A 15,022-nucleotide genomic window follows, 5' to 3' on the forward strand; every position below is an offset into this window, starting at 1 on the left:
TATATAGAGAGCAAACGATTTAGAGAGTGGAGTTGATTACTGTGAGTTTTAAAGCTGATGTACTGCAGGTTTTTATTGCATCACCTTCCGATGTATCAAGCCAACGAGACGAAATTGAAAATGCGATTTTTGATTGGAACAGACGTTTTGCAGAAGAATTGAACATTGTACTTCTGCCTAATCGCTGGGAAAAAGATGTTGCACCAACATACCATCCTATTGAGCCACAGCGAATTATAAATGAAACACTTGTGAAGAAATGCGATATTTTAATAGGTGTTTTTTGGACAAAACTTGGGACTCGTACTACTAGTGCCCCATCAGGAACACTTGAAGAAATCGAAAGTTTTATACAGCAACAAAAAGAAGTGTTAATTTACTTTGTTGACAAGGACATTCCTCGAGAAGGAATTAACTATGATGAGCTAAAGCGAGTAGATGAATTTAAAAAGAAATACACTGGACTATACAGTTCTTATGACAAGTATAAAGTTATTGATCATCTATACGATAAAGTAGTTGAATATAAAAGAAACAACCCAGAAAGTGCATTTATTCAAAGGGAATTAACGAAGAAAAAGATCGAAGAAGTCAACCTTAAAAATCTAATTTATTCCGGCAGTCTAACTGTTAATGAATTTTTGTTGCTTGGTTACATATTGGAGACCGGGAATCGCTCTTTTGGAGTTAGGTGGATGGCGGATGATTCGAAGAACATGATTTTAAAATGGGAGAATCAAAGATCTTTAGGTAAGAGTAATTTAATAGATAATTATGAATCTGTTTTAGAAAATTTTCTGGATAGAGGTTTAATTGAGCCGAAAGATTATACGGAATATGGTAATGTGAAGTTGTATAAAATGCCTATGCCAATATTTGATGAGCTTCGCAATTTAGCCCCCGTTGTCAAACAAGAAATATATGAGGTTGTAAATTCACATTATTTTGAGTTGCCATTTTAAACAGTTTTGCTTAAACAACGCCATTTAAAGGGAGTGGGCTTTCACTCTCTTTAATTCTTCTTTAGAAGAGGAGAGGTTCATCAATTTCCACTCAACGCCTCAATAAAACGCTGCCTATACAATTCTTTTCTAATTTCAAGGTCATCAGTACCATCACCACCTTGGCTTAAAAGAATCAATTCAGCAGAAAACCACTCTTCAAGAACCTTCTCGAATATTTCTAAAACTTCACTTTTGTTCATGGGCTTTTCACCTTCAATTTCAAAATAAAAAAGACATCCGTCAGGACGCCTTTTCTTTCTCTTTTTCAGTTTTAACTTGCTCCAGTAAGCTTTTTAAATAAACAGCACTTACACGTCTTCTAGTTTCTCTGGCAATCATTTTCAACAACACTCCAGTTATAAGCGAAGTCACAAACAAAGCCCACCAAATACTAATCTCCATGTAAAGTTTTAATGATAATCCTATCAAAGCAACTATTGCCGCAAAGTATTTAGAATGATCAAATTGGGATTCAACTTTTGTTGCCTTTGCAATCCCATAAAATAATCCATCATTGTCAAGACCCCTTAAAAGGTTTAACATATCGACACAGTTTCCTTCAGATTTAACTGAAAAACAAGTTTCGATAAATACATGGAATTCTTCATCCGATGCAGTTAAGAAAAAGTGCTTTGTATCTTCTTTAGACCAACTTTTCACATCTTCAAGGTCTATATCGTTTTTCTTTCTTCTAAACGGCCACATATCACACATTCACCTCAAGGTGATTATCGTACACAGATGGAAAATTTTAAAGAGGAGGGAGGGAAACCCCCAAAAATTGTGGTACGATTAGAATGATTACCAAACGAGGAGAGATTGTTATGGAAAAAAGACCAGATAACAGAGCAGCAGAAATTAGACCAGATAGTAGACCGACTGAGAATGCAATGAACACACCAAGACATGAGCAAAATTCAGCCGATAAACCATCATTAATATTAAATCCGCCGAAAATAAAGAAGAATTAAATTTCACTGTTTTCGCTTTCTTCAAGTGTTTCTAGGTATTGTTCATGGGCTTTCAGGGCATCTTCTGTATTATAAATAGATATGATAAACCCTGTCTTAGTATCAAGGAATACATATGGTACCCTAACATCTTTATTGTCTTTTAAAAGTTCTGTCCAGTATTCTGTATTAGAGAGTAATAGATTCCTTTCTAATTCAACAGGTCTGGACACTTTTTTTATTTCTCCATAAATTACTTCATCTGGATTATCAATTTTTCTAAATGAAACGAGCTGAGCATCATTCTTTAAAAATGTCTCATTCCATACTGTACTTGTATCTGAAAGTTCAGCAGTTCCACTTCCTCTCCTCACAACATTCACTAATCTGATCATCCATCTGTAAGCGAACCTTGATACAAACCAAGAGAAAAGAAAGCTAAAAATAACACTGAATGACACAAAGTAAACAAGGAAACCAAGGTTATTCGATAATTCGAGAACGTCACTAAGTGTATGAACAGATAACCAAGGATTATTTACCGAATTCGCATTAATAATTTTCGCGGCAAGCTGATAAATCCCAAGCACAACCATACCAACAGGGAACCATAGAATTGCGCTTATTGCTGCTATCTCAAAGTTTATATGTTTACTTGCTGGATGTAATCCAAATAACTGTATCCAAAAATAACTCAATAATCCTGGTAAAGTAAAAATCAAAATTGCTACAAAGTTTTCCATCCTGACACTCCTTTAAATTAATTTTACAGAAAAATGTTGGATAATTCACCACATATCTCAAATTGAAAAAGACACCCATTAGGATGCCTTGGTTAGTTTTTAAGTAATTCTGCTGCCAATTTTATTGCTATGTCTTTTATTTCATTGTAGCCACCTTTAGCCAGTTTGCGTGCTATCTCTTTAAGTTTTTCAGGTTTACTAAGGTGTTCGTCAATTTTCAATTTTTCTTCAACATAATTTATTCCAAAGCGACTGAGATAAGCAAACTGCAAAAGTACGCCGTATGGCTTCGTATATTTAACATTATTTAAGAATCCTTCGTTCTCAAGCTTTTTAATTGCTTCGTAAAACATTTGCTGACTCATTCCTAAACAGTTTGCATCTACATTTTCAAGCATAGGTAAATCCTTTTGATATTCTAAATAAAGGGCGACTAAAACCCTTTCTTTTGCATTCAATTCAGTCATTTTCTCACCACCAGTAATATTTTCCTCAATTATAACATCGATTCAGACTGCGTGGTTTTCTGTATCCTCTTTTGCTTACTGTTTCTCTTTTTCCGATTTCACCTGTTCCAGTAAGCTCGTATATTGAGCTGCTCGGGATCGATGATCACTACCATTTTTAATAGGCAAATAGAAAAACGAAGAAAATAATGTAAGACACCAGAATAAGGAACAATCGATACATTTCGTCATCTGTATAATAATTGAAAATTTGAGTAAGCATAAAAACAGTTGCCGCAATTAAACTGGGAACTGTCTTCGAATTGTCGAAAGACTCCTCGATTTCTTTCATCCTTGCGATACCAAGTATGACTGTATCTAAATCAAGCCGTCTAATTCGTTGAAGCTCGATTTTCTTGTTTTTGTTTGAACTATAACCAAAATAATCTCTAATGTATTTCTGTATTTCTTCATCAGGCCACGTTAGCAATACCTCTCCTAAATCTTCAGGCTCTTTTTTTAGTTTATTCCTTTTCCTAATCCACCATCTAAACATCCCATCATTCACCTCGATCCTATTATCGGGCAAATGTGGAAAATTTTAAAGAGGGGGATATGACAATGTGCTATACTTTAATTACCAAAATATTGGAGGTTGAACATTGATGAACTTCGATCCTGAGAAATTCAAGAAACTTCTTAATTCTGCGTCAAATCCTTCAAATCCAAAGGATACAAAAATAAAGAACTATTATGTGAATCAAGAGTATCAAGAGTTTGTATCTTTCGATATTGATTTTGAGAATGTAGACGTCGCTTTGCGTATTGCTGGACTTTTTGGAAAACACGCTACGAACTTTACTATAACCACTTTGCATTTCCCTGACACAAACAAAATTGATTATATTCAATTTATAGTATTCAAAATTAATGACCCGGAACTTTTAGCTATCCTAGATCAAATATAAAAATAAAATCCCACTTAATGATAAGTGGGATTGGTTATTAATCGGTGCATCTCTGTAAGGATGCACTCTTAAAAAGCGATTAACATTTTTGTTACTATTATAATACATCTAAGTTTTTATTTTGTCAATGGTTGTTTTAAACTTGATGGTTTTTTTCTTTTAAAACCTTTATTTCATCTCTTAGTTCAGCAATTTCTTGTTCCATGTCATTGATTTTTTGATACTGTAAGCTATAAAGCAATGAAAAGGAAGTTTCAATTACTTCTTGAAAAATTGATCCCACTAAATAAATATCTTCATTCAAAGAGGATATCTTATTCAATAATCGCCCTTTACTTATAATCCTCAATTCATCCATTACAATAGCTGATTCAGATTCAAATCCATCAGCAGGAGTAACCCTCCTGTAACGTTTAAGTCCAGAAGGATTTGTTATTGGATGAAAAGCATCTTTCACTTTGTCAGGACTTGATGTAACAGGTAACACGATCAATTTGTTTTCAATTTCATCGAGAATTAGAACAGGATGACAATAAGCAAATTCGAAATTTAGTCCTAAATCGGCTAAAAAGATTTCCCCTTGTTGTGGTGTTACTATATTGTTCCTTTCCTTATACTGATTAAACCGCCTTCTTTGAATCCAGTTCTGTAGGCTCTTTGTTATTTCTGACAGCTCATCTTCATTAACTTTATAAGAACAGTGATTTACAAAGTTAAAAGATGTGAGGAGAAACTCTCTCCATACTTTTTCTGAATCAGAAGCCTTAATATTATTTGATAAATTGTTAAACTTGCTAAAATCAGGTTTAAGCATTTGATCCTCCCAAAACTTGATGAATAATCGATTCGACAGAATAGGAGGAAATACCTTCTTTTTTTACAAAATTTTTATTTCACTCAAAAGCAAAACCCCCTCTAGGGAAGGGATCTTGATTTTGAATAAAAGAGTGATTTTACATAAATATTTGGTTCTTTTCTTCTTTAAAATCACGAAGATCATAATGTTTGATTGTAGTGGAAACATCCTCATGTTGAGCGATGTATTTGCTGACAAGTTCAATCTTGATTTTCTTGACTTCGAGTAAGTAGGTAATACAAGAGGCTTTAAATAGGTGAGGGTTGATTCTACGGCCAAGAATGTCTGACAGAACATCAGAACAAAAATAATCAGCCCACGTTTCTGACATTTGTTTTGGTTGTCCACCGTATGTAGTGGTAAAGAGGTATTCATGGTCATATCCACGTTTTTCATGCCACAACTTTAAATATTTTAGAGCTTCGGTGTTAATCATATATTCCAATACCTTGCCTTCACCGCCTCCTTTACCAAACACTTTATGTGACAACACATATGGTTGTCCGGCAGGGATAGGGTAATCTAAGATTTCTGTCTTAAACTGAATGATTTCAGCTCTCCTGGCACCTACGTTAAAAGCCGTTGCAAGCCAGGCCATTCCCAAATAATTCTCATCTTCCTCAAGCGTATTCATCATTGTTTGATAGTCTTCATATGTAATCTTTACTTTCTCATAAGTGACTGTCTTAGGAATAGCAGGGAGGCCGCGGGTAAAGTTCCTGAATGTTTTATAATTGTCATCATCTTCAGCTACAACATTTTCAATATAGTTGTTTAAAGAAGAAACACCAGCTTTTTTAAGCGCAATACCACTAGAAGACATGCCTCTGTTTTTTAGGAAACTTTGATATTTAATGAAGTCACGTTTAGTGATTTTGTATAATTTTTTTCCATTTAGAGAATTATGCACCCACCAAAAGAATTGCCGAAGGGAAGAGGTGTACTGTTTTCTTGTTTTATCACGGAATGAGTGAGCGTCCAAAAATTCTTGTGTTAAATTTCTGTGCTCTTCATCAACCTGAGACCACATTTCATCAGTTACTTCAGGCAGCTTCTTTGCACGGGGGCGTATCATATTTTTCTTAATTTCTTTTGCCATTAATCCACCACCGACTATTTTATTGTCTTATGTCCAAGCCTGTTCACATCCTTGGACACAGCTTCAATTAATCGGCCATCCTTTAAAGCTTCAGCAGTGTTAGCCATGAAAGGTCTTGGTTTTCCATATCCATAACCATGTTCATCTGGATATGTGTAACCTTGCCCAGTTTCAACAATCGTTGCAACGTCACGCCCATCATCTTCGCGAATGTTATCCAATGAGATCCCGTTTACTTCATTTTCTGCTACAAAAGAGCTTTTCAACTCATGTGTCCTTTCGTAAACTAGGGGATCGTATACATCGTAAACATCTGTTTCAACATGATCCTGCCCAGTTTTGATTAATGTTTGCTTTGTGCTGCTATTTGACTGTTGGATGGCCTTTAAAGCTTCTTTTTGAACTAAAATGGCGAGATCTTTGTAAGTCGCCATTAGCTGTCCTCTTTAGTAAGCTCTTCAACTTTTTTTAGGATGTCTTCGTTTATTTTGTCTGCATTTTCATTTGCTGCTCTTGATATAAAATCAACAAAACCATTAGCAGCATCTTCAACTTTTTTTAAACTTTCTTTAGGGAAGGCTTCATGAATAGTTCTAATGTGCTCTGATTTAGCAACTTCTTCAAGCATTTTAATTTTAGCTGTTAAAGTCTGGGGCATATCAGCGATATCACTAAATTCAATAACCGTATAGAGATAAGCTAAATCTCCAGCACCTAAATCAGTTTTAACTCCTTTGTTTGATTGGATCTCAACATAGTCTTTAACGAGAGTTTTAATCATCTTGTTTATCCTTGTAGGATCGAAATTCGGATAAATGTAAGTATGATATTGATCATTCAATTCGATTCTTTGCTTCTCATTGTATTTCTTATTATCCTCTTTAATATGACTGAGCGTTAATTTTTGTGTTGTCATCAAATTTCCTCCTTTTTTAAATCCAAATAAAAAACACTTATTAAGGTGTCACACACGTTCCTAAATCCACACTGACATTAATGAATGGTTTATCATAACTTCTACCCGTAATCTCTTCATATTCAGCAGGAGTGATATAACCCCACTCAACGTAATCTCTCATAATAGAATCGTCTTCATAGCAGCCCCAATCATAAAATTGTTTAATTGCAGCATAGTCAGGATACTTCATGTAGCAACGCTACCTTTCAATTTTTCAATTTCTGCTTGAACCTGGGCTAGTTGATAGGAGAGTAACGCGTTTTGCCTTTTCAGCAATTCTAATTCACTTGGATTAGGTTTAGTCGGTTTTATTTTTTCAATATATTCCGGTGTAGCTGCTTCGACCCAAACGTCTTTTTGAGGATCATATTTAGGATTGATGATATCTACTGATACCGAAGTTGTTGTACAATTCGGCGGCATTTCTTCACCTGCTTCAAGGTTTATTTCAATATCACCTTCACCAGCATACATCAAATTTTTATCATAAAAAAGAACATGCATGTCAATCCCTCCTTACCATAGCGGAATTCCAACATTAAAGGAAACCCTAGTTACACTAGCAGGATCATTAGCGTTTATCCCGTCATAACGGAGATATCCTTCTGTAGTAAAAGCAAATCGAGCAGTTCCATAAGAGCCCACAGTAGGGACAACTATATCAACTAATTGAGAGGGAGTATTTGCAAACTTTGCAACGTTTGTTCCGATAGCAGGTAAGGAACCAAAAGTGCCTCTTAGCCATATAACGTTATTAACCACAGAGAATTTCAGAGGATAAGCTGAATCTTGCTTTGCACCATTGATTAACGTAACCGTGTTCCATGTTGCTAATATATCTGAGTCAGTTAAGACTTTTTTCCAACCTTTAAAAACCCCATCATTATGAGTAGTTGAATGCCATAGGGTATTATCGGAGCTACGCCAAACCAAAAATGTTTTTCTCCCCATTCCAGTTTCAACGACATCATAGTTAAACCAATTTAAATCGTTTGGTACGGGATTGTTTTGTACAAGGTGACCTTGTGCATAATAAAATCCAGTAGGTAAAGTTAGCAAATCTGTACCGTCAGGAAGTTTTGTTCGGTTTCCGTTATCACCAGTTATTTTATAAAGCTGTCCGCTATTCCATTTTGCGCGCTCAGAATCAGTAATGTGCAGAATTTTATTTTTCGCATGAGTATCTGTATAAGCTTTAGCATCACTCAACATTTTATCTGCTTTTGTTTGTGCACCCGAAGTCGTTTCTTGTGTCTGCCACGGTGTCCACGTTGTTGAATCACTCTTTCTGAATCTAAAGAAAGACTGCGTTCCATTATAGGATTCATATGCAACCTGAGCAAGCGTGTTCCCGAAGCTTATAACCATTAAAAACACACGGTTCGAAGATGGAGGGGAATTTACTCCTTCATTGTAGATAAGATACATACCGGTTTGAGTCAGTGTGTCATAGTCTGTTATCTCATTGCTTCCCTTATAAAAAGGCTTACCATTATCGTCGGTCATTTTAAAGAGCTGCCCAGAGTCCCATTTTGTCCGTTCATCAACTGTTATGTGCCTTGTGTTGTCTGAGTTGTGTTTATCAAAATCAGTCTTCGATGCCTGCTTTACGTTATCAACATTAGACAGTCCGACTTGTGTTTTTGTAACTTTATGTGGATTATCTTTATTATTCGCATGGGCATCTATGTAAGCCTTCATAGAAGCTAAAGCAGAATCCAAATCAGAAGAAGAGGGGATAGTTATAAATTCAGTCCATCCAATAGATGGATACCAGTGACGAAGATAAATTCTTGAATCATTACGGTTTCCAGCATGAAAGAAAAACTGTGCAAATCGATATTTAGTTGTCTTTACATTTAAACACTCACCATAGGAACTTGGATATCCAACTGAACCTGTTGAGAGGTGAAATGTTGAAATTCCTATTGGATAGTTATCTCCAGAGTAAGAAGCATCTTGAAATGGTGATGGGTCACTGATAATGGTGACTTGCTCTGATGTAACATTATGAGGGTTCGATTTATTATCTATGTGATAATTAATCAAATCTGTAAGCTGCTCGATTGTTACCCTTAGTTCTTTTTCTGTGTCAAGGCTGTGTTTTTCAAATCCAGAAAACTTCCCTTTAAGGTTCTCAATCTTAATTTCATTTTCTTTGTTCTGTGCTCTTGAGAGATTATCCATAGTTAAGTCACCGCATTTCCTTTGATGGTAATTGAACCACCATTAATCTTTGTCACTTCAAGTAGAACTGCGGTCTTCCCAGCAATGTCGAACTCCCAAATCTCATCAATACCGAGTGTACTTGCGCCAAACATGTGATTAGATGTGTTAATTCCTTCAAGAGCGATCTTTTTCCCATTCTGTGTAACGGTGAAAAACTTAACTTCTCTTGAAGTACAGTCACCTGTAATCTCTACTGTAAGTGTTCGATGAGACTCCACGATGAATTTTTCTCCTTCTCCGACTTCAGTAACTGAATCGTGAAAGGTGAAGGGGGTAACTAAGGGTTCGATTTTTCGAGGCAATTTCTTATAATCGCAAACTGACATTACACGCCTCCTTATATTGATTTGCATAAAACTTGTATTTTATCGAAATAAAAAAGAAGAGGGGAGAAATCCCCTCGTCATTATATTCTGTATTCGAATACTACTCTTTTTAACTAGTTGTTCCACCTTTCAACTCATCGATTTGCTTTTGCAGACCATCTAAAACGGCCTTTACTTCGCTGTTAAAGTGATCCAGCATGACGCTGCCGGTTCCGATGTTGTTACTTCTTACAGACTTGTCTGCTAGCATTTCGTTGGTGATACTTTTTGCTTCAATGACAGCCGGATCACCTTTGTCACCTTTATCTCCCTTATCACCTTTTGGCCCTTGTGGTCCAGGTTCACCCTGCATTCCTTTAATGTATAAAGGATTGACCTCACTGTTACCTTTCAGATATACGGGAGTTACTGGTTTACCTGTGCCATCGTTCTCTGCAGCAGTGAATACTCCGTTACTTTCGTTTAGAAATTGTTCTGCCATAATAGAATCTCTCCTTATTTATGTTTTGAATTTTGATTATTAGTCACCAATATCTACAGCTTTTGTTTGAGTTCCTGTATCTGGAGATGGGGGAGGAGTTACAGGTGTGTTGGTTTCAGTTCGAGGCACTCGTGCGAACCTACCAATTTTACCTTTGCTGTCTGCTGCAAGAACCTTAAATGAAAGCTCTGGCGTGTAAGCAGAGCCATTTTCAAGAGACATTTCAAATTCACCAGATGGTGCAACCTTGTCGAATTGAATATAGAGGTCACTGTAAACAACACCAGTGTCCGGATCATACTCGATAGTGTGATATTCAAGCTCGTACATTTCAGAGAATTTGTTCGTGTTGATTTCTACTGTTTCACCAGTTACTTCAACTTTGTATACTGCAGTAAGCACATCTCCCTCTTCGGCAAAACCTTCAGGAACCGTAACTACGCCATCTTTAAATTCAGCTTGTACAGCTGCACCTTTGCTATTTTTAAGCGATACCGTACCAATAGGAGTTTTCTGCAGTTTTACTGTCCCATCTGTATCAACGGTTACATCTTCGCGTTCAAATACATTGAATTTGTTTTCTTCAATTGCAACCCCTTGAGTCATTGCCATGAATTCCATGTCAAAGAATGCATTTTTAACTTTTGCATCAATTGACTTATCAGAACGAAGGAGATAAAGAGTTTTGTTTCCAATACCACCTTTTAACTCTTCTTCTGAAATTGATTGAGAAATAGAAGCCAATTGAGCTTCGGCAGCAGAAATCACATGTCCATCGGATTTTCGTTTCCAAGTAACATCTGCTGTATCATGAATAACTGTTTTCTTGGTCATTAAATATCCTCCTTGAATTTAAATAAAAAAAGACTGATGATTAATCAGCCTTGAAACAATCTTTTTAAGTTTTTAACTTGTTCATCAGTCAGTGCATGACTCTCTTCTTCAAAGAGGTCAACATGTTCACTCCAGTGTTTAATATTCTTACCTGCTTCAGGGGATACTGTTGCAAATAAAATAGATGTATCGTAATCCTTGATTCTATCGATACGATAGAAAGTCATATACATTTGATACATTGTCATTTCTGCAATTTCTTTGTATGGGACACCTGTAAAGGCCATGATTGAACTGATCATGTCATACACTTCAAGCAGCTCTTGTTCTTGTCTTTTTAATCTTTTACTTTGCTCGATTCTTCGTTGAACTTCTGGGTTTGGACTAATCTTTTCTTCTTTGAGACAGTGCATTTCTATAATAAGTTTTCTTATTGAAATGAAATTATCTCGATCAATTAATTCAAATATACCCTCATTCTGAAAGACCTTTTGGAACACTTCAGAATAAGCCTCATTGAAATTTGGTAATTGATTAACGATATCAAAAAGAGGCAGCTTCTTCATTTCTTCAATAAGCTCGTTTAATTCACCGTTTTTATTAAGCTGGCTATATCTATAAACAATCTCATTTTTGCTCATCTTTATTAAGTTCAGGTATGCCGCATAGTCGTTGTAATCCTTCATTTTGAGGAAATGACACTTACCAATAGGAGTGTCAACGGGGATACCTAAGATAAATAGTTCTTGAGAATTTTCGTTCATTTCATTGCTCCGAATGTGAAAATCATTTTATAACCCAAATACCCAGTAGGTGGGTTTCCGATCAGCATTCTTTTAGGAGCCATAGCCTTTCCGAAGCCAGCGATATTTTTATTGAAAAGAAGCTCAGATAACCTGTCCAAAATTTTTAAAGATCTAAATTCATTTTCTTCATATGTCTCAATATGAGTGTAGACATCAATATGAAGGTCTTGATCCATAAGCAAATAGCTTTGATTAGAGGGCTTTGATAAGCCACTTCCTAAATACATGCATACTCTACAGATTGGTGATTCAGTAATGTCATCGGTTTTTGGAGCTCTTTTGAAGATTGTCTTGAAAATAGGGGGGATAATGCGGACTTTTCCATCTTCTTCAACAGTTGTTTCGACTTCATAGCCTTCTAAGTCCTGAACATCCGGGAGGTCAGGGGAGAGGGGGTTGTCCTTATAATACAGAAGCCTGTTGAGTTCAGAATCATTAATCAATGTTCTGAAAATCTTGGTCATGTGTTCAACCATATTGCTCATGCACTACCATCACCTCTGACTTTCTTTTTAGCAATTAATTTTATTGTGCCGTGATCTCCATAAACCTTAGAGTAGTCAATGTCATTAACAAGATAATCCTCACCAAAGAAAGAGAGGAGGAGCCCAATTTTAATTTTGTCGTTATTTACATTTGGAATTGTGATGTTCGCTTGGCCGTCAGGGAGATTTACAGCGAGGTCAGTCCCATTTATAGATGTGGATCGTTCAAAAATGCAGGGTATTTTAATAACTTCTCCAGGCACTTTAACTTTGATTGGTTTTCCAGTAACTTCGCTTATCTTGTCTGAATCAATCCATTTGTCATTAGCGGTGATCTTTATTGAGGAGTTGCACAGTCTAATTTCTGCTTTTTTATAAATTTTATTAAAGCTTGGGAATGTACTGATTAACCATTGCTCAGTACCCCATTTAACAACTCCTCCAATATAGATATCTTCGGGCAGTCCAAGAATGTATTTAGTCATTCCATCACCATTGGAATACTTCGAGGTAATCAAACACTGTATCGATTCTTTCCCGTCAATTGATACAGTCTCGGATTGAAATCCTTTTAGACCAGCCTGAAAAATCAATTTTCCATCATGTTCAATTTTTTTATTAGCATCAATCTGATAATAATTTCTAAAGTCCTTCATTTAAATCACCGGATAGGTATTGACCTAATCTTACGATTTCAGCACTCACGTCCAAAATGATTTCACGAATTTCAGCCAGTTCTGCATCAGCAAGCATTTTCTTATTTAGATGTTGCTCTACTTTATAAAGAACTGAGTTGTTTTTCTTGCTTAATCTTACGCAGTGCTCTTGTAATGAGAAAGGTGCTTGTCCTTCATCAAAGGGTTGAAAAACACTTTTATTGCTCATAAATAGTCCACCTCTGTATTCATAATGAGGCGATCAATTTCTGCTTTTTGCTCTTCGATAGACTTTCCTAATGAATTGATTTGTGTACCATAGTTAGTAACGCCAACGTCTTTTGCAAATGGCTGCCATGTTGTCTGGAAAAAAGTCTGTTCATTAGTTAAAAAAATTAGACGTAAATAATGAACGAGAATCAATAAATCATCCTCGTTCATTACTCTATTTACCGTTTCGGTTTCATCGTTACACTTTATTTTTTTGTCGCGAAGTCGATTGTTGAATCGAAGAACTGCATTCCTTATAGACTTATAAATTAGCGTTTCGTCTGTGGGTAAATTGATATCAGACGTTTTGCAGTTTAGCAAGAAAAACTCCCAAATTTCATCATAAGAAGTCATTATTGAACCTCCTAGTCAAAAAGCAAGGAAGGATCTTCGACACCCATCCATTCAGCTAATGCTTTAAGTTTCCCAGCAGGAATATCATCACTGAATTCAGAGGCAACATCAATAACAAACTGTTTTTCCGAGTCAACTGTTATCTTTTCAAGTTTACTTTTCATTTGTGCAATGTTACCTGTTTTGATCATTTTTGTGATTTCTTCTTTTGTGTGGGTGTTATTTGAATATGTCTCTGCATCAACAATAGATTCTTTAAGTTCTTTTGTTGAGTCATCTTCATCGACAATAACCAATTCACCTTTATCAAAGCAGACGCTGTTCATTGTCAACCATTCAACGACCTCTTTTGGCACTTCTTTAATGTCAGCCTTACCGTTTTTGCTTCCTGCCCAGGTGTATTGTTTATGTGTGCCATCTCCAGTGTCTCCAACAAAATAAGAAGTGTTTCTATATCGAGCCAATTTAACTGTTTCAGCCATTTCTTCCTCCTAATAAATCCTTATTGTTATATTTAAATCCTTAAATAGATACTGCTGCTTGCTCCTCGATAATTCCAATTGCCTCACCAAACAGAAGGTTGACGGAAGCTGATTGAGCAATTTTCATTTTGACTCTTTCGTCTTCGATATCCTGTTCTGTATATTGGCGAAGTCCACCATACTCAACAATTGAAAATGGTTTTTGTGATACACCACCAGCAAACATATAGCCTTTATTTACTGGAAGTTCAACTTTTGAATTAGTTTCATCAGTAAATGGATTTGTAAGGTTTACTGCTGTGGTTCTTCCAATTGTTGCAGGGTTTAAGGCAGTCAAAAGTTCATTTTTAATGCCATCAGTTAGAAGGTTTTTATATGTAGAATCTGTAGATTGTTGGAATGCAAAGTAATCAATGAGTAGGGAATCGGCGATGAATACCGGTCTACCTCCATAACGTTGAAGAACAGAGGCAACTTCACTGTATTTTTTTAGTGTTAGGTTTGAACCAACAGAAACGTTTTTTGGTGGGATTTTTCCTTTAGCAATGGCAGCCGCAGTTAATTGATGAATATTATCCAAATACAAACGAACTTTTGCATTGGCAATATCATTAACTAATTTGTTGAAGTACTCAACAGAATCAGTTACAAGATCAAGTGGCTCGTAGTAAAAACCAGTAGATAGGGTTTGAGGAACAGCAGGTACATTCTCCCGACCTTCAACTCGAACCAGATCTACGCCTGATCCACTAGCAGACCAAATCACTTTTGCTTTGTTTTTCTTAGGGATTCTGATTAGTTTTAGATTCCCAGGCTTCTCTTGTTCGAGATTTGCAAATAGCGAAAGAAGATTCGTTACCATCGGTTTTGCAATTTCATCAGCCTGTTGGACTACAAGTGTATTAAACTGATGCAACATAGAAGGGTCAGGAGTAACAGTTCCATCACCAAATACTTTTTTAATATAAGTTTCGATATCTGATTTATCTGTGGTTTCCATCTTATTGTTAACCACACGGCTGAATAAGCCTTTAATTTTTACAGTGTCAAGTTTCATATAACGTACTCCTTTTCA

General features: G+C 35.9%; 25 protein-coding genes. 3 read left to right on the forward strand and 22 right to left on the reverse strand.

The annotated features are described in order from the left end of the window. Window positions 1–41 precede the first annotated feature (41 nt). The gene (locus R5H20_RS10345) at window positions 42–962 is read left to right on the forward strand and encodes a DUF4062 domain-containing protein (RefSeq protein WP_088272930.1); all 921 of its coding nucleotides are present in this window, start codon (window positions 42–44) and stop codon (window positions 960–962) included. 80 nt (window positions 963–1,042) lie between these two features. On the opposite strand, the gene R5H20_RS10350 is transcribed toward R5H20_RS10345, so the two are convergent. Continuing rightward, a complete protein-coding gene (locus tag R5H20_RS10350; RefSeq protein WP_167373797.1) occupies window positions 1,043–1,204 on the reverse strand; it encodes a hypothetical protein in 162 nt (53 codons plus the stop codon). A gap of 40 nt (window positions 1,205–1,244) precedes the next feature. Further along, on the reverse strand, window positions 1,245–1,709 hold the full coding sequence (locus tag R5H20_RS10355; protein ID WP_048407055.1) for a hypothetical protein: 465 nt from the start codon (window positions 1,707–1,709) through the stop codon (window positions 1,245–1,247). 119 nt (window positions 1,710–1,828) lie between these two features. Here R5H20_RS10355 and R5H20_RS10360 point away from each other — a divergent pair, with 119 nt between their 5' ends. Further along, window positions 1,829–1,975 carry a hypothetical protein gene (locus R5H20_RS10360; protein WP_156183657.1) on the forward strand — a complete coding sequence of 49 codons (147 nt, stop codon included), beginning with the start codon at window positions 1,829–1,831 and terminating at the stop codon, window positions 1,973–1,975. Here the strand turns inward: R5H20_RS10360 and R5H20_RS10365 are convergent. The 3 genes from R5H20_RS10365 to R5H20_RS10375 form a co-directional block, all read right to left on the reverse strand. Further along, window positions 1,972–2,697, reverse strand: coding sequence for a hypothetical protein (locus R5H20_RS10365; protein WP_088272929.1), 726 nt, complete (start codon window positions 2,695–2,697; stop codon window positions 1,972–1,974). The two genes, R5H20_RS10360 and R5H20_RS10365, sit on opposite strands and share 4 nt — an antisense overlap. Before the next feature lie 92 nt (window positions 2,698–2,789). Then, window positions 2,790–3,164, reverse strand: coding sequence for a hypothetical protein (locus R5H20_RS10370; RefSeq protein ID WP_046132697.1), 375 nt, complete (start codon window positions 3,162–3,164; stop codon window positions 2,790–2,792). Between the two features lie 157 nt (window positions 3,165–3,321). Then, window positions 3,322–3,699: a hypothetical protein gene (locus R5H20_RS10375; RefSeq protein WP_224254495.1), complete on the reverse strand. Its 378-nt coding sequence runs from the start codon at window positions 3,697–3,699 to the stop codon at window positions 3,322–3,324. Window positions 3,700–3,808: 109 nt separating this feature from the next. Here R5H20_RS10375 and R5H20_RS10380 point away from each other — a divergent pair, with 109 nt between their 5' ends. After that, window positions 3,809–4,111: a hypothetical protein gene (locus tag R5H20_RS10380; protein WP_088272928.1), complete on the forward strand. Its 303-nt coding sequence runs from the start codon at window positions 3,809–3,811 to the stop codon at window positions 4,109–4,111. Between the two features lie 136 nt (window positions 4,112–4,247). Here R5H20_RS10380 and R5H20_RS10385 read toward each other — a convergent pair whose 3' ends face one another. The 17 genes from R5H20_RS10385 to R5H20_RS10465 form a co-directional block, all read right to left on the reverse strand. Further along, window positions 4,248–4,925: a type II toxin-antitoxin system PemK/MazF family toxin gene (locus R5H20_RS10385; protein ID WP_016886023.1), complete on the reverse strand. Its 678-nt coding sequence runs from the start codon at window positions 4,923–4,925 to the stop codon at window positions 4,248–4,250. A 139-nt stretch (window positions 4,926–5,064) separates the two neighbouring features. Next, window positions 5,065–6,066 (reverse strand): tyrosine-type recombinase/integrase, encoded by a 1,002-nt coding sequence (locus tag R5H20_RS10390; protein ID WP_088272927.1) that lies wholly within the window; start codon window positions 6,064–6,066, stop codon window positions 5,065–5,067. A gap of 14 nt (window positions 6,067–6,080) precedes the next feature. Then, window positions 6,081–6,500 (reverse strand): hypothetical protein, encoded by a 420-nt coding sequence (locus tag R5H20_RS10395; RefSeq protein WP_088272926.1) that lies wholly within the window; start codon window positions 6,498–6,500, stop codon window positions 6,081–6,083. After that, the gene (locus tag R5H20_RS10400) at window positions 6,500–6,982 is read right to left on the reverse strand and encodes a hypothetical protein (RefSeq protein ID WP_088272925.1); all 483 of its coding nucleotides are present in this window, start codon (window positions 6,980–6,982) and stop codon (window positions 6,500–6,502) included. The genes R5H20_RS10395 and R5H20_RS10400 overlap by 1 nt, the downstream gene beginning before the upstream one ends. A 40-nt stretch (window positions 6,983–7,022) precedes the next feature. After that, window positions 7,023–7,214 (reverse strand): XkdX family protein, encoded by a 192-nt coding sequence (locus tag R5H20_RS10405; protein ID WP_006640206.1) that lies wholly within the window; start codon window positions 7,212–7,214, stop codon window positions 7,023–7,025. Beyond that, window positions 7,211–7,528, reverse strand: a complete 318-nt coding sequence (locus tag R5H20_RS10410; RefSeq protein WP_006640205.1) for a hypothetical protein — start codon at window positions 7,526–7,528, stop codon at window positions 7,211–7,213. Before R5H20_RS10410 ends, R5H20_RS10405 begins: the two co-directional genes overlap by 4 nt. 12 nt (window positions 7,529–7,540) lie before the next feature. Continuing rightward, window positions 7,541–9,211 (reverse strand): pyocin knob domain-containing protein, encoded by a 1,671-nt coding sequence (locus R5H20_RS10415; protein WP_006640204.1) that lies wholly within the window; start codon window positions 9,209–9,211, stop codon window positions 7,541–7,543. A gap of 2 nt (window positions 9,212–9,213) precedes the next feature. Beyond that, on the reverse strand, window positions 9,214–9,579 hold the full coding sequence (locus R5H20_RS10420; protein WP_006640203.1) for a hypothetical protein: 366 nt from the start codon (window positions 9,577–9,579) through the stop codon (window positions 9,214–9,216). Window positions 9,580–9,688: 109 nt separating this feature from the next. Further along, window positions 9,689–10,060 (reverse strand): hypothetical protein, encoded by a 372-nt coding sequence (locus R5H20_RS10425; protein ID WP_006640202.1) that lies wholly within the window; start codon window positions 10,058–10,060, stop codon window positions 9,689–9,691. 39 nt (window positions 10,061–10,099) lie between these two features. After that, complete coding sequence (locus R5H20_RS10430) at window positions 10,100–10,894, reverse strand: hypothetical protein (protein ID WP_006640201.1); 795 nt, start codon at window positions 10,892–10,894, stop codon at window positions 10,100–10,102. A gap of 44 nt (window positions 10,895–10,938) precedes the next feature. Then, a complete protein-coding gene (locus R5H20_RS10435) occupies window positions 10,939–11,658 on the reverse strand; it encodes a hypothetical protein (RefSeq protein ID WP_006640200.1) in 720 nt (239 codons plus the stop codon). Continuing rightward, window positions 11,655–12,185 carry a hypothetical protein gene (locus tag R5H20_RS10440; protein ID WP_006640199.1) on the reverse strand — a complete coding sequence of 177 codons (531 nt, stop codon included), beginning with the start codon at window positions 12,183–12,185 and terminating at the stop codon, window positions 11,655–11,657. The genes R5H20_RS10435 and R5H20_RS10440 overlap by 4 nt, the downstream gene beginning before the upstream one ends. Further along, window positions 12,182–12,841, reverse strand: a complete 660-nt coding sequence (locus tag R5H20_RS10445) for a hypothetical protein (protein ID WP_006640198.1) — start codon at window positions 12,839–12,841, stop codon at window positions 12,182–12,184. The genes R5H20_RS10440 and R5H20_RS10445 overlap by 4 nt, the downstream gene beginning before the upstream one ends. After that, a complete protein-coding gene (locus R5H20_RS10450) occupies window positions 12,828–13,070 on the reverse strand; it encodes a hypothetical protein (protein ID WP_006640197.1) in 243 nt (80 codons plus the stop codon). Before R5H20_RS10450 ends, R5H20_RS10445 begins: the two co-directional genes overlap by 14 nt. Further along, entirely contained in the window at window positions 13,067–13,465 is a 399-nt protein-coding gene (locus R5H20_RS10455; protein WP_006640196.1) for a hypothetical protein, read from the reverse strand. The genes R5H20_RS10450 and R5H20_RS10455 overlap by 4 nt, the downstream gene beginning before the upstream one ends. Window positions 13,466–13,476: 11 nt before the next feature. Next, window positions 13,477–13,947 (reverse strand): hypothetical protein, encoded by a 471-nt coding sequence (locus R5H20_RS10460; protein ID WP_006640195.1) that lies wholly within the window; start codon window positions 13,945–13,947, stop codon window positions 13,477–13,479. 40 nt (window positions 13,948–13,987) lie between these two features. Then, window positions 13,988–15,004, reverse strand: a complete 1,017-nt coding sequence (locus R5H20_RS10465) for a hypothetical protein (RefSeq protein WP_006640194.1) — start codon at window positions 15,002–15,004, stop codon at window positions 13,988–13,990. Window positions 15,005–15,022: the final 18 nt, after the last annotated feature.

It is taken from the genome of Bacillus sp. KICET-3 (assembly GCF_033261025.1).
GTDB lineage: Bacteria > Bacillota > Bacilli > Bacillales > Bacillaceae > Bacillus > Bacillus sonorensis.

Excerpts from the sequence above, each read along its gene's own strand:
- R5H20_RS10350 (WP_167373797.1), bottom strand. The coding sequence starts at position 1,204 with ATGAACAAAAGTGAAGTTTTAGAAATATTCGAGAAGGTTCTTGAAGAG.
- R5H20_RS10355 (WP_048407055.1), bottom strand. The coding sequence starts at position 1,709 with ATGTGGCCGTTTAGAAGAAAGAAAAACGATATAGACCTTGAAGATGTG.
- R5H20_RS10360 (WP_156183657.1), top strand. The coding sequence starts at position 1,829 with ATGGAAAAAAGACCAGATAACAGAGCAGCAGAAATTAGACCAGATAGT.
- R5H20_RS10365 (WP_088272929.1), bottom strand. The coding sequence starts at position 2,697 with ATGGAAAACTTTGTAGCAATTTTGATTTTTACTTTACCAGGATTATTG.
- R5H20_RS10370 (WP_046132697.1), bottom strand. The coding sequence starts at position 3,164 with ATGACTGAATTGAATGCAAAAGAAAGGGTTTTAGTCGCCCTTTATTTA.
- R5H20_RS10375 (WP_224254495.1), bottom strand. The coding sequence starts at position 3,699 with ATGTTTAGATGGTGGATTAGGAAAAGGAATAAACTAAAAAAAGAGCCT.
- R5H20_RS10380 (WP_088272928.1), top strand. The coding sequence starts at position 3,809 with ATGAACTTCGATCCTGAGAAATTCAAGAAACTTCTTAATTCTGCGTCA.
- R5H20_RS10385 (WP_016886023.1), bottom strand. The coding sequence starts at position 4,925 with ATGCTTAAACCTGATTTTAGCAAGTTTAACAATTTATCAAATAATATT.
- R5H20_RS10390 (WP_088272927.1), bottom strand. The coding sequence starts at position 6,066 with ATGGCAAAAGAAATTAAGAAAAATATGATACGCCCCCGTGCAAAGAAG.
- R5H20_RS10395 (WP_088272926.1), bottom strand. The coding sequence starts at position 6,500 with ATGGCGACTTACAAAGATCTCGCCATTTTAGTTCAAAAAGAAGCTTTA.
- R5H20_RS10400 (WP_088272925.1), bottom strand. The coding sequence starts at position 6,982 with ATGACAACACAAAAATTAACGCTCAGTCATATTAAAGAGGATAATAAG.
- R5H20_RS10405 (WP_006640206.1), bottom strand. The coding sequence starts at position 7,214 with ATGAAGTATCCTGACTATGCTGCAATTAAACAATTTTATGATTGGGGC.
- R5H20_RS10410 (WP_006640205.1), bottom strand. The coding sequence starts at position 7,528 with ATGCATGTTCTTTTTTATGATAAAAATTTGATGTATGCTGGTGAAGGT.
- R5H20_RS10415 (WP_006640204.1), bottom strand. The coding sequence starts at position 9,211 with ATGGATAATCTCTCAAGAGCACAGAACAAAGAAAATGAAATTAAGATT.
- R5H20_RS10420 (WP_006640203.1), bottom strand. The coding sequence starts at position 9,579 with ATGTCAGTTTGCGATTATAAGAAATTGCCTCGAAAAATCGAACCCTTA.
- R5H20_RS10425 (WP_006640202.1), bottom strand. The coding sequence starts at position 10,060 with ATGGCAGAACAATTTCTAAACGAAAGTAACGGAGTATTCACTGCTGCA.
- R5H20_RS10430 (WP_006640201.1), bottom strand. The coding sequence starts at position 10,894 with ATGACCAAGAAAACAGTTATTCATGATACAGCAGATGTTACTTGGAAA.
- R5H20_RS10435 (WP_006640200.1), bottom strand. The coding sequence starts at position 11,658 with ATGAACGAAAATTCTCAAGAACTATTTATCTTAGGTATCCCCGTTGAC.
- R5H20_RS10440 (WP_006640199.1), bottom strand. The coding sequence starts at position 12,185 with ATGAGCAATATGGTTGAACACATGACCAAGATTTTCAGAACATTGATT.
- R5H20_RS10445 (WP_006640198.1), bottom strand. The coding sequence starts at position 12,841 with ATGAAGGACTTTAGAAATTATTATCAGATTGATGCTAATAAAAAAATT.
- R5H20_RS10450 (WP_006640197.1), bottom strand. The coding sequence starts at position 13,070 with ATGAGCAATAAAAGTGTTTTTCAACCCTTTGATGAAGGACAAGCACCT.
- R5H20_RS10455 (WP_006640196.1), bottom strand. The coding sequence starts at position 13,465 with ATGACTTCTTATGATGAAATTTGGGAGTTTTTCTTGCTAAACTGCAAA.
- R5H20_RS10460 (WP_006640195.1), bottom strand. The coding sequence starts at position 13,947 with ATGGCTGAAACAGTTAAATTGGCTCGATATAGAAACACTTCTTATTTT.
- R5H20_RS10465 (WP_006640194.1), bottom strand. The coding sequence starts at position 15,004 with ATGAAACTTGACACTGTAAAAATTAAAGGCTTATTCAGCCGTGTGGTT.